8 protein-coding genes, 2 rRNA genes and 1 riboswitch are annotated in these 12,499 nt (G+C 64.9%); of the genes, 1 reads left to right on the forward strand and 9 read right to left on the reverse strand.

Annotated features, from left to right (window positions below; translation table 11 throughout):
• Positions 1-4: 4 nt before the first annotated feature.
• From Q0Z83_RS41425 to Q0Z83_RS41445, 5 genes are all read right to left on the reverse strand, one after another.
• Positions 5-904, reverse strand: a complete 900-nt coding sequence (locus Q0Z83_RS41425; protein ID WP_317788889.1) for an ABC transporter substrate-binding protein — start codon at positions 902-904, stop codon at positions 5-7.
• A complete protein-coding gene (locus Q0Z83_RS41430) occupies positions 901-2,865 on the reverse strand; it encodes a putative bifunctional diguanylate cyclase/phosphodiesterase (protein WP_317788890.1) in 1,965 nt (654 codons plus the stop codon). Before Q0Z83_RS41430 ends, Q0Z83_RS41425 begins: the two co-directional genes overlap by 4 nt.
• Positions 2,866-2,932: 67 nt before the next feature.
• Positions 2,933-3,703 carry an ATP-binding cassette domain-containing protein gene (locus Q0Z83_RS41435; RefSeq protein WP_317788891.1) on the reverse strand — a complete coding sequence of 257 codons (771 nt, stop codon included), beginning with the start codon at positions 3,701-3,703 and terminating at the stop codon, positions 2,933-2,935.
• 55 nt (positions 3,704-3,758) lie between these two features.
• Positions 3,759-4,769, reverse strand: a complete 1,011-nt coding sequence (locus tag Q0Z83_RS41440) for an ABC transporter permease (protein ID WP_317788892.1) — start codon at positions 4,767-4,769, stop codon at positions 3,759-3,761.
• Position 4,770: 1 nt separating this feature from the next.
• Positions 4,771-5,793: a sugar ABC transporter substrate-binding protein gene (locus tag Q0Z83_RS41445; RefSeq protein ID WP_317788893.1), complete on the reverse strand. Its 1,023-nt coding sequence runs from the start codon at positions 5,791-5,793 to the stop codon at positions 4,771-4,773.
• A 234-nt stretch (positions 5,794-6,027) separates the two neighbouring features.
• Between Q0Z83_RS41445 and Q0Z83_RS41450 the strand changes: the two genes are divergently transcribed.
• Positions 6,028-6,534, forward strand: coding sequence for a metallophosphoesterase family protein (locus tag Q0Z83_RS41450; RefSeq protein WP_317788894.1), 507 nt, complete (start codon positions 6,028-6,030; stop codon positions 6,532-6,534).
• Between the two features lie 108 nt (positions 6,535-6,642).
• Here Q0Z83_RS41450 and Q0Z83_RS41455 read toward each other — a convergent pair whose 3' ends face one another.
• The 4 genes from Q0Z83_RS41455 to Q0Z83_RS41470 all read right to left on the reverse strand — a co-directional run bounded on the left by Q0Z83_RS41455 (position 6,643) and on the right by Q0Z83_RS41470 (position 12,176).
• Entirely contained in the window at positions 6,643-8,067 is a 1,425-nt protein-coding gene (locus Q0Z83_RS41455) for a glycine hydroxymethyltransferase (protein ID WP_317788895.1), read from the reverse strand.
• 20 nt (positions 8,068-8,087) lie between these two features.
• Positions 8,088-8,177: riboswitch (ZMP/ZTP riboswitch) on the reverse strand.
• Positions 8,178-8,225: 48 nt separating this feature from the next.
• Positions 8,226-8,750, reverse strand: a complete 525-nt coding sequence (locus Q0Z83_RS41460; protein ID WP_317788896.1) for an STM3941 family protein — start codon at positions 8,748-8,750, stop codon at positions 8,226-8,228.
• 93 nt (positions 8,751-8,843) lie between these two features.
• Positions 8,844-8,960: ribosomal RNA gene (gene rrf / locus Q0Z83_RS41465) — 5S ribosomal RNA — on the reverse strand.
• Positions 8,961-9,068: 108 nt separating this feature from the next.
• Positions 9,069-12,176: ribosomal RNA gene (locus Q0Z83_RS41470) — 23S ribosomal RNA — on the reverse strand.
• Between the last annotated feature and the right edge of the window lie 323 nt (positions 12,177-12,499).

The following is a 12,499-nucleotide window of genomic DNA, read 5'->3' on the forward strand; positions in this document are numbered from 1 at the left end:
CCTTCTATCCCGCGTTGATGGTGGCGGCCTTCACTCCGCTCGCGGTCAACTCCCACCGGGCCAGCAGGTCGTTGTAGACCCCGGAGTCGATCAGCCGCTGCAGTGCGTCACGCAGGCAGTCCCGCAACTCGTCGTTGTCCCGGTCCACGGCGAGACCGAACAGACCCGGCTCGTACTGCTCATCGGTGGCGAGCTCGTAGAACGCGCTGGTCCGCTGGTCGGTGGTGACGAACGCGGCCGGCGGATAGTCCTGGAGCACGGCGGCCACCCGGCCACCACGCAGCTCCACCATGGCGTCGGCGTTGGTCGGCAGGCTGTGCACGGTCAGCTTCCGGTCGCCGCACTCGCTCTGGATCCGGAGCAGCATCTCCTCGTGGTAGGTGCCCTTCTCGGTGGCGGCCGCCTGGCCGCACAGGTCCCGGAGACCACCGATCTTCTGCGGGTTGCCACGCTGCACCAGGATCGACGAGCCGGTGGAGAAGTAGTTGATGAAGTCCACTCGCCCCCGCCGCTCGACGGTGTCGGTCATCGAGGAGAGCACTCCGTCGTACGTGCCGGCGTTGACCTCGTCCACGGCCGTACTGAAGGTGCCCACCACCATCTCGACCCGGATGCCGAGCACCTGGCCGATAGCGGCCGCGAGATCCGGTTCGAAGCCGATGATGGTGCGCCCGTCGGCCGCGAAGTACTCCATCGGCGCATAACTGGCGTCGGTCACCAGCCGGATGAACCCGCGCGCCTTGATCTCGTCGGGCAGCAGGTTGTGCAGCGCGTCGTCCCTGGTGACGGCAGCGACCTCGTCCAGCTGACCGGCCTCGGCGGCCATCTCGGCACGGGCGCATCCACCCACCCCCAGCAGGGCGGCGACCCCGAGGACGGCGATGCCATAGCGCAGAAGCCTCATCGGACAACCCCTTCTGAATCGGTTTGCGGCACGAAGAAGTCCGGCGACACCTGCGGCCACGGGACCGGACGCCCGATCAGGTAGCCCTGTGCCTCGTCACAACCCGCGTCGATGAGCCAGCGGTACACCTCGGCCGTCTCCACACCCTCGGCTGTGACCCGGCTGCCCAGGCCGTGTGCCAGCGCGATCACCGAACGGACGATCGCCCGGCTCTGCGGATCGTGCGCGACGTCCTTGACGAACGCCCGGTCGATCTTGATCTCGGCCGCCGGGAATCCGCGCAGGTGGGCGAAGCTGGTGTAACCGGCCCCGAAATCGTCGACCGAGATGCCGACCCCCAGCGCGACCAGCTCACCGATCGACTGCGCCACGGTGTCCACGTCCCCGGCCAGAGCCGTCTCGGTCACCTCCAGCATCAACCGATCCGGGGCGGTGCCGTGCTCGGCCAGCAGCGCGGCGACCATCTCCGCGAAACCGGCCACCTCCAGGTTGCGGGCGGACACGTTGACCGACACCGCCCACGGCTGTCCGGACGCGGTCCAGCCCAGCTGATCGGCCAGGGCCCGGCGCAGCACCCACTCGGTGAGCGGGACGATCAGCCCGGAGTGCTCGGCGGCCGGCAGGAAGTCGCTCGGCGGCACCAGACCACGCTGCGGGTGCTGCCAGCGGACCAGCGCCTCCAGGGCACGGACCGCGCCGTCGTTCACCCCCACCTTCGGCTGGTAGTGCAGGATCAGCTCGTCACGTTCCAGGGCGTGCCGCAGCTCGGCCTGCACCACCAGCCATTGGTGCGGCTGCGTGGCCTGCTCGCCGGAGTAGACGACGATGTCCATCGTGCCGCGCTTGCCCTGATACATGGCGACGTCCGCCCGCTGCTTCAGCTCCTCGATCTGGTGACCGTGTTCCGGGTAGAGCGCGATGCCGAAACTCGCCTCGATGCTGAGCGGCACACCGTCCAGCACCATCTCCTCGGTGAGCCGGGCCCGGACCTGCTCCAGCAGGGCCACCGCGTCGGCACGGTCCCGGCCGGGCAGCAGCAGCGCGAACTCGTCGCCGCCGAGCCGGGCCAGGATGTCGCCCGGGCCGAGCGCCGCCCGGAAGCGGGCCGACACCTCCCGCAGCAGCTCGTCGCCGGCGTGGTGGCCCAGGGTGTCGTTGACCTCCTTGAACCGGTTCAGGTCGACGAGCACCATGGCCCCGTGACCGCCGTCCCGGGCGGCCTGGTCGAGCCGCTCCTGGACCCAGACACGGAAGGCGGTCCGGTTCGGCAGGCCGGTCAGCGCGTCGTGCAGGGCGTTGTACCGCTGGTCGGCGGCATAGCGCCGCAACGATCGGGTGGTCAGCCAGGCCAGCGTCGCCAGCACGACGTAGAGCAGGGCGAGTCCGCCCCCGATCCGCCACCAGGTGGTCTCGACCTGCTCCTCCAGCCGGTCGGCGATCTTCTGGTACGGCAGGTACACCTCGACCACACCGACCGACTGCCCGGTCGCCCCGGCGATCATCGGCTGCATCACCCGGATCGTCTGGGTCCGGCCGGTGATCACTCGCGCCCGCCGCTCACCGTTCGCGGCGGCCTGAAAATCCGGATCCGAGACGGGTACGCCGGAGCTGCTCGACCCGTCGTCGGAGAAGATCACCCGGCCGCTGAATCCGCGCAGGCGCAGATGCTGGACCGACCCGTTGTAGACGGCCAGCCGGGTGGCCTCCCGCATCCGGTCGTGCTGCTCGGCGCTGAGGCCCCGCCGGCTCAGGTCGTCACCGGCCAGACCTGACGAATCACCGCTGTTCAGTGCCGGCGCGACCACCATCTGCGCGATGACCTCGGCCTGGGACAGGCCCTGGGCGCGGCCCTGTTCGGCCGCGTCCCGGCTGTAGTCCTGGAGCACGACGGCACCCAGAGCGACCACGGGGACGAGGCTCGCCGCGGCGAACGTCGCGAACAGGCGGGCGGTGCTCCGCACTCGCGGCCGTGCCGGGCGTTTCCACATACGGCCCTGATCGGCCACCGGCCGGGACCGGTTGAGGAAATCAGGGTGCCTCCGGCGGCGGCGCCGCACCGGTCATGATCGCCACCGCGTCGGACATCGAGTGGGAACCCGGGGTGATCACCGCGATCCGGCGACCCAGTCGCTGGATGTGGATGCGATCCGCGATCTCGAAGACGTGTGGCATGTTGTGGCTGATCAGGATCACCGGCAGGCCCCGGTCCCGGACGTCGCGGATCAGCTGCAGGACCCGATTGCCCTCCTTCACGCCGAGCGCGGCGGTCGGCTCGTCGAGGATCACCACCTTGCTGCCGAAGGCCGCCGACCGGGCCACCGCCACCGCCTGCCGCTGGCCGCCGGAGAGTGACTCGACGGGCTGGCCGATGTTCTGCAGGGTGGCGACACCGAGCTCGCTCATGTGCCGGGCGGCCTCCTCCCGCATCCGTTTGCGGTCCAGCATTCGGAAGATCGATCCCAGCGGACCGGGGCGCCGCTGCTCCCGGCCGAGGAACAGGTTGTCGGCGATGTCCAGGCCGGGCGCGACCGCCAGCGTCTGGTAAACGGTCTCGATCCCGGCCGCCCGCGCCTCCATCGGATTACGGAAGTGCACCGGCCGCCCGTCCAGCAGGATCTCGCCGCTGTCCGGGACCAGCGCCCCGGACAGCGCCTTGATCAGGCTGGACTTGCCCGCCCCGTTGTCACCGATCACCGCGAGGATCTCGCCCGGGAGCAACTCGAGGTCACTTCCGTCGATCGCGACCACCCGGCCGTACCGCTTGGTCAGGCCTTTTGCTTGAAGAACCGGAGTCGTCACGCTGCGCCCCCCTGGTCGTGCCCTCCCGGCCCGTGCTCCGCTGCGGTGCAGTCGGTCATGACCGCACCTTCCTGATCCACTGATCGAGCGAGACCGCGATCAGCACCAACAGGCCGATCGCGAAGCCCTGCCAGACCACCTCGACGCCGGCCAGTTGCAGGCCGTTGCGGAAGACCCCGACGATCAGCGCCCCGATCAGCGTGCCGATCACCCCGCCGCGACCACCGAACAGGCTGGTGCCGCCGAGCACGACCGCGGTGATCGAGTCGAGGTTGTATTCGGTGCCGACGTTCGGGCTGGCCGAGGCGAGCCGCCCGATCAGGATCCAGCCGGCCACCGCATAGAGCAGTCCGGCCGTGGTGTAGACCGAGAACAGCACCCGCCCGGTCCGGATGCCGGCGAGCCGGGCCGCCTCCACGTCGTCACCTGTCGCGTAGACGTGCTTGCCCCAGGCCGTCCAGCTCAGCGCGTAGGCGAAGAACCCGAACAGGAGCAGCATGATGATCGACCCGTAGCTGAGCCGGAAGTCCCCGATCGGGATCGCCTCACCGGTCCACGTCATCAGGCCCGGCATGTCCGCGCCGCGGACCGTCTCGCTGTTGCTGACCACCGAGTTCAGCGAGAAGAAGATGGTCAGCGTGCCGAGCGTGACGATGAACGGCGGCAGTTTGATCCGGGTCACCAGAAATCCGTTGATCGCACCCATCGCCGTGCCGCAGGCGAACCCGAGCAGCAGCGCGAGCGGCGCCGGCACCCCCGCGTCGGTCGCGAAGAGCGCCATCAGGATCGACGAGAACACCGCGATCGCCCCGGCCGACAGGTCGATGCCGGCGGTCAGGATGATCAGGGTCTGCCCGAGCGCCAGCGTCGCGATCACGGTGACCTGCAGCAGCACCAGCGACAGGTTCGCGGCCGAGAAGAACCGGGCGTTGACGATCGAGAACGCCACGATCGCCACGACCAGCACGGCGAGCGGCCCGAGGACCGGGTTGCCGTGCAGTAGGTGTTGCAGTCGCAGCCCGAACGAGTCGTGCCGCCGTACCTCGAAATCAGCGGTGGCGGTCATCTCACCCCCAGCAGTTCTGTTTGCCCCACGCGGAGTCCTTCGCCTCCACGCCGGCCTGCGGTTGGTCGGTGATCAGTTGCACGCCGGTGTCGACGAAGTCCTTGCCGGCGGTGTTCTGTGGTTTCACACCGGTCTTGGCGTACTCCGCGATGGCGGCGACGCCGAGCTCGGCCATCTTGATCGGGAACTGCATCGACGTCGCGCCGATCACCCCGCCGGCGACGTTGTCGACACCGGGACAACCACCGTCGACCGAGACGATGGTGACCTCACGCTCCCGCCCGGCCGCCTTCAGCGCCTGGTAGGCCCCGGCCGCCGCGGGCTCGTTGATGGTGTAGACCAGGTTGATCGACGGGTCCTTCTGGAGCAGGTTCTCCATGGCGGTCCGCCCGCCCTCTTCGTTGCCGTCAGTGACGTCGTGCCCGGCGATCCGCGGGTCACTCTCATCCCCGATCCGCCCCTTGTCGGCGACGTCGATGCCAAAACCTTCAAGAAAACCCTGATCACGTTGTACGTCCACAGACACCTGATTGGCGTTGAGGTCGAGCATCGCGATCCGGGCGTCCTTACCCTCGGTGGCGAACTTCGCCTTCGCCCACTGCCCGATCAGACGCCCGGCCTCGTAGTTGTCGGTGGCGAACGTGGCGTCCGCGGCCTCGGCCGGCTCGACCGGCGTGTCCAGTGCGATGACCAGCATCCCGGCCTCGTGTGCCCGGTCGATCGCGGGCACGATCGCCTTCGAGTCGTTCGGGGTGATCATGAAGCCCACGGCACCGAACGAGATCAGGTTCTCGATCGCCAACACCTGTGCCTCGTTGTCGCCGTCCACCTTCCCGGCGAAAGTCTGCAGGTCGACCCCGGCGGTGGCGGCCGCACTCTGCGCGCCCACCTTCATGGTCACGAAGAAGGGATTGGTGTCGGTCTTGGTGATCAGCCCGACCACGGGCTCACCGGTGCCGCGATTGCACGCGGCACCGGCGAAAACCAGTAGCAGACCACTCGCGGCCACGACGAACCTGCGCATTCCCCCTCCAAGACATCGAGGAAGACCGTTGCCTTGGAGTAGACGCTCAGGTCAGCGGGCTGTCAACCGGAGGTCACGGAAAGTTGCCGGCGTAGGACAGAACGGTCGCCGTCCCGCCCGTGCTGTTGACGACGTGATCTCGACGGATCCCGATGACCACTCGTTCGAACCGGTTCCGGCAGGGCACGAAGGAACACCCAGGAGCCGCCTGAACGGGCAATTAGGATGGAAAGCATGCGGCTCGTTCTGCTCAGCGACACGCACTTACCGAAACGTGCCCGCGACCTCCCCGCCGAACTGTGGTCGGCGATCGACCGGGCCGACGTGGTCATCCATGCCGGCGACTGGGTCGACGGCAGCCTGCTCGACCGGCTCGAGACACGCGCCGCCCGCCTGATCGGCTGCTACGGCAACAACGACGGTCCGGAGTTGCGGGCCCGACTCCCGGAGATAGCCCGAGCCGACCTCGACGGTGTCCGCCTAGCGGTGATCCACGAAACCGGCCCGGCGGCCGGCCGCGAGAAACGCTGCGCGGCCAGGTTCCCCGACACTGACGTGCTCGTCTTCGGCCACTCGCACATCCCGTGGGACACCACCGCCCCGACCGGCCTGCGCCTGCTCAACCCCGGTTCACCCACCGACCGCCGGCGCCAGCCCGACCACACATACATGACCGCGGACATCACCGCCGGAGCCCTCCACGAGGTAATCGTCCACCGGCTCCCACCCCGCACCCCCTGACTTCACCGTTCAGTCAAGGCGGCCCAGAAACCGAAAACCCCCGGCCGGCCTCCAGGGCTGTCTCGCGGCTACCGAGACAGCCCTGAAGACCAGCCGAGGGCGGGTGGGTCAGGCCAACGAGACGGACGGGTAGAGCGGGAACGGCGACAGCAGCTCGGTGGCCTGCTTGCTGATCCGGTCGGCGAGCGACGGGTCCAGGTTGAACTTCGCCTTCGAACCCTCGGCCGGCGAGGTGGCCGCGAGCACGGTGTGGATCAGGTCGGCGATCTGGTCCATCTCGGCGACGCCGAGGCCGCGGCTGGTCAGGGCCGGAGTCCCGACCCGGATGCCGGAGGTGTACCAGGCGCCGTTCGGGTCGTTCGGGATCGCGTTACGGTTCGTCACGATGCCGCTGTCGAGCAGGGCCTGCTCGGCCTGGCGGCCGGTGATCCCGAACGGGTGCACGTCGAGCAGCACCAGGTGGTTGTCGGTGCCGCCGGAGACCAGCTGCACACCACGCTTCAGCAGGCCCTCGGCCAGCGCCTGGCTGTTCGTCACGATCTGCTGGGCGTAGGTCGAGAACTCCGGCCGACGGGCCTCGGCGAACGCGATCGCCTTCGCCGCCATCACGTGCGGCAGCGGGCCACCGAGCACCATCGGACAGCCGCGGTCGACCTGGGAGGCGAGCTCCGGCTGGCAGAAGACGGCGCCACCGCGCGGGCCACGCAGGCTCTTGTGGGTCGTGGTGGTGACGATGTGCGCGTGCGGGATCGGGTTGTAGTCGCCGGTGAACACGCCGCCCGCGACCAGGCCGGCGAAGTGCGCCATGTCGACCATGAAGGTCGCGCCCACCTCGTCGGCGATCTCGCGCATCTTCGCGAAGTTCACTTTCCGGGGGTACGCCGAATAGCCACCCACGATCACCGCGGGCTTGAACTCCTTGGCACTCTCCAGGAGGGCCGCGTAGTCGATCTGACCGGTCGCCGGGTCCACCCCGTAGCTGCGCTGGTCGAACATCTTGCCGGAGATGTTCGGGCGGAAGCCGTGGGTCAGGTGCCCACCGGCGTCCAGCGACATGCCGAGCAGACGCTGGTTGCCGAACGCCTGCCGCAGCTCGGCCCACTCGGCGTCGGTGAGGTCGTTGATCTGCCGCCTCTCGAACTTCTTGAGATACGGCACCTCGACCCGGTCGGCGAGGATGGCCCAGTAGGCGACCAGGTTCGCGTCGATCCCGGAGTGCGGCTGGACGTACGCGTAAGGCGCACCGAACAGAGCCTTGGCATGCTCGGCCGCGACCGACTCGACGATGTCGACGTTCTGGCAGCCGGCGTAGAACCGGCGGCCGACGGTGCCCTCCGCATACTTGTCGGAGAGCCAGTTACCCATGGCGAGCAGAACCGCCGGGGAAGCGTAGTTCTCACTCGCGATCAGCTTCAGCGACTCGCGCTGGTCGGTCAGCTCCTGCGCGATCGCGTCGGCGATGCGCGGCTCGACGGAACGGACCACGTCGAGGGCGGAGCGGAAAGCGATGGACTCGGCGTTCAACTCAGGCATGGGACCTCCCTATCACGTAGCGAAGAGGCCCAGGCGCACGGCATACGTCATGTCGACGGAGCCGCTCCACGATGGTCAACCATCCGAACGCGCCAGTCACGGCCCACCCTCAGCATACCGGCGCCCGACCGGGCGCCCGCACCCCATTGCGATGCTGCTCACCGCCGGTCTTCATGCCAGGCGGGGCCGGACGTCGCCTCCTGCCAGTACTTGACGATGGCCTGCTGCAATTCGTCGACGGACACCATCAGCCCGCCCACGGCGATATTGACGCCAAGGAACCCGATCTGCCGGTTGACCTGCTGCAGCATCCGTTTGCCGCCGGTCAGATACTGCTTCTCAAAACCCTCGTCGATCAACACCACGACAAACCACTGCCGCTGTACGACCAACTGTTCCACCCCGCGTACCACGTGCCACGGAATGACCTGCGAAGACAGGCGAACGTCACGCACTCCCTCGGTGGACACCTCGACGACCGGGTCACGCCGGAACAACTGCTGTCCCACCCGCACCGCCCCGAACCCGAAGAACAGCACCCCGAAGGCACCGATCACGAAGAGGACCACGTTGAAGGATGGACCGGGCCGGCTCGCCCAAGCCATGAATGCACTGGCGGCGATCAGGGCGAACGCGGCCACCAGAAGGCCGGCGGTCTTCGGCAAAGACCGGTACACGAGCACGGTTCTCTCCATCGACGTAGGTGCGAAGCACTCTAGTGGATGGAGACAAAGAAAAGGCCCACCCGTTTCCGGGTGGGCCTTTCCATACGATGAGTCCGGCGGCGTCCTACTCTCCCACACCCTCCCGAGTGCAGTACCATCGGCGCTGGAGGGCTTAGCTACCGGGTTCGGAATGTAACCGGGCGTTTCCCCTCCGCTATGACCACCGAAACAGCCATCAGCTTCACGTACAACCAGCAACCTTCAGACTCTCTCAAGCCTCAGGGTGGTCGTTCGTTTGCTGTGAATCACACAGTGGACGCAAGCGCAATGTATAGGGTGGTTAAGCCCTCGGCCTATTAGTACCGGTCAACTCAACACGTTACCGTGCTTACATCTCCGGCCTATCAACCCAATAGTCTATTGGGAGCCTTACCCACTCAAGGTGGTGGGATACCTCATCTCGAAGCGAGCTTCCCGCTTAGATGCTTTCAGCGGTTATCCCTTCCGAACGTAGCCAACCAGCCATGCTCCTGGCGGAACAACTGGCACACCAGAGGTTCGTCCGTCCCGGTCCTCTCGTACTAGGGACAGCCCTTCTCAAGTATCCAACGCGCACGGCGGATAGGGACCGAACTGTCTCACGACGTTCTAAACCCAGCTCGCGTACCGCTTTAATGGGCGAACAGCCCAACCCTTGGGACCTGCTACAGCCCCAGGATGCGACGAGCCGACATCGAGGTGCCAAACCATCCCGTCGATATGGACTCTTGGGGAAGATCAGCCTGTTATCCCCGGGGTACCTTTTATCCGTTGAGCGACACCGCTTCCACACGCAAGTGCCGGATCACTAGTCCCGACTTTCGTCCCTGCTCGACCCGTCAGTCTCACAGTCAAGCTCCCTTGTGCACTTACACTCAACACCTGATTGCCAACCAGGCTGAGGGAACCTTTGGGCGCCTCCGTTACCCTTTAGGAGGCAACCGCCCCAGTTAAACTACCCACCAGACACTGTCCCTCGACCCGATCAGGGCCGCAAGTTAGATACCCAAACCCAACAGAGTGGTATTTCAACAATGCCTCCACCCGAACTGGCGTCCGAGCTTCACCGGCTCCCACCTATCCTACACAATTAAATTCGGATACCAATGTCAAGCTATAGTAAAGGTCCCGGGGTCTTTCCGTCCTGCCGCGCGTAACGAGCATCTTTACTCGTACTGCAATTTCGCCGGGCCTGTGGTTGAGACAGTGGGGAAGTCGTTACGCCATTCGTGCAGGTCGGAACTTACCCGACAAGGAATTTCGCTACCTTAGGATGGTTATAGTTACCACCGCCGTTTACTGGCGCTTAAGTTCTCCGCTTCGCCCCGAAGAGCTAACAGGTCCCCTTAACGTTCCAGCACCGGGCAGGCGTCAGTCCATATACATCGTCTTACGACTTGGCATGGACCTGTGTTTTTAGTAAACAGTCGCTTCCCCCTGCTCTCTGCGGCCATACCACGCTCCACCCGCAAGGGGCTTCACGCGTCCGGCCCCCCTTCTCCCTAAGTTACGGGGGCAATTTGCCGAGTTCCTTAACCACAGTTCACCCGTCGCCTCGGTATTCTCTACCTGACCACCTGTGTCGGTTTCGGGTACGGGCCGCTCGAAACATCGCTAGAGGCTTTTCTCGGCAGCATAGGATCAATGACTTCACCAGAACGGCTCGGCATCACGTCTCAGCCTACATGCACCGCGGATTTGCCTACGGCACGGCCTACACGCTTACCCCGGCACAACCACCGGCCGGGATCATCTACCTTCCTGCGTCACCCCATCGCTAAACTACTACCACCCAAGGTCCTAGACTCCACCGACTCAGACCGAAGTCCTCGCCGGCTTTGCGTAGTTAGTACAGATGGGTTCGTCTTGGGCGCTTCTTTGCGGGTACGGGAATATCAACCCGTTATCCATCGACTACGCCTCTCGGCCTCGCCTTAGGCCCCGACTCACCCAGGGCGGATTAGCCTGGCCCTGGAACCCTTGGTCATCCGGCGGAAGGGGTTCTCACCCTTCATTCGCTACTCATGCCTGCATTCTCACTCGTATGGCGTCCACGGCTGGATCACTCCGCCGCTTCACCCGCCATACGACGCTCCCCTACCCATCCACACACCTGCACGACAACCTCAAGGGCGTCGCGGAGTTAATGTGTGAATGCCACAGCTTCGGCGGTGTGCTTGAGCCCCGCTACATTGTCGGCGCGGAACCACTTGACCAGTGAGCTATTACGCACTCTTTAAAGGGTGGCTGCTTCTAAGCCAACCTCCTGGTTGTCCATGCGATCCCACATCCTTTTCCACTTAGCACACGCTTAGGGGCCTTAGCTGGCGATCTGGGCTGTTTCCCTCTCGACTACGAAGCTTATCCCCCGCAGTCTCACTGCCGCGCTCTCACTTACCGGCATTCGGAGTTTGGCTGATTTCAGTAAGCTTGTGGGCCCCCTAGACCATCCAGTGCTCTACCTCCGGCAAGAAACACGCGACGCTGCACCTAAATGCATTTCGGGGAGAACCAGCTATCACGGAGTTTGATTGGCCTTTCACCCCTAACCACAGGTCATCCCCCAACTTTTCAACGTTGGTGGGTTCGGTCCTCCACGCAGTCTTACCCACGCTTCAACCTGCCCATGGCTAGATCACCCCGCTTCGGGTCTAGAGCATGCGACTGAAAACGCCCTATTCAGACTCGCTTTCGCTACGGCTTCCCCACACGGGTTAACCTCGCCACATGCCACTAACTCGCAGGCTCATTCTTCAAAAGGCACGCCATCACCCCTAAAGGCTCTGACGGATTGTAGGCGAACGGTTTCAGGTACTATTTCACTCCCCTCCCGGGGTACTTTTCACCATTCCCTCACGGTACTAGTCCGCTATCGGTCACCAGGAAGTATTCAGCCTTACCAGGTGGTCCTGGCAGATTCACAGCAGATTCTAGGAGTCCGCTGCTACTCGGGAACACTGCAAGAAGGCTTGAGGTTTTCGCCTACCGGGCTCTCACCGTCTACGGCTGGCTTTCCCACACCATTCGACTAACCACAAGCTTTGTAACTTCTTGAACGCGTGTCAGCACGTTCGAGCAGGTCCCACAACCCCGAATACGCAACCCCTGACAGGTATCACACGTATAAGGTTTAGGCTACATCCGCTTTCGCTCGCCACTACTCACGGAATCACGGTTGTTTTCTCTTCCTACGGGTACTGAGATGTTTCACTTCCCCGCGTTCCCCTCACATGCCCTATGAATTCAGGCATGGATGACACGACATGACTCGTGCCAGGTTTCCCCATTCGGACACCCTGGGATCACAGCTAGGTTGGCAGCTCCCCCAGGCCTATCGCGGCCTCCCACGTCCTTCATCGGCTCCTGGTGCCAAGGCATCCACCGTTCGCCCTTGACAACTTAACCACAGAAAACAAGATGCTCGCGTCCACTGTGCAATTCTCAACCAACGACCAACCCACAACCCACACAGACCAAAATCAGCACCACCCAGTGGCCGATATCAAGGTCCAGGCCGTGCCTGGCATTGAAAAACAACCCCAGACTCTCGCCTGGTCCGCCGGCCTCAGCCGGGGCGGTTGTTCCTTCAGATACCCAACAGGATGCTTGTTTTTCGCTCTCACCAGCCGCACCACCGGACGTTCCGCCGGGCCGAAACCCGTGTACTAGCTCCATGTGGCCGTTGCCGGCTAAAACTGGCCAGTGTCTCCGCCTGTGAGCTCCTCACC

The organism is Actinoplanes sichuanensis (genome assembly GCF_033097365.1).
Lineage (GTDB): Bacteria > Actinomycetota > Actinomycetes > Mycobacteriales > Micromonosporaceae > Actinoplanes > Actinoplanes sichuanensis.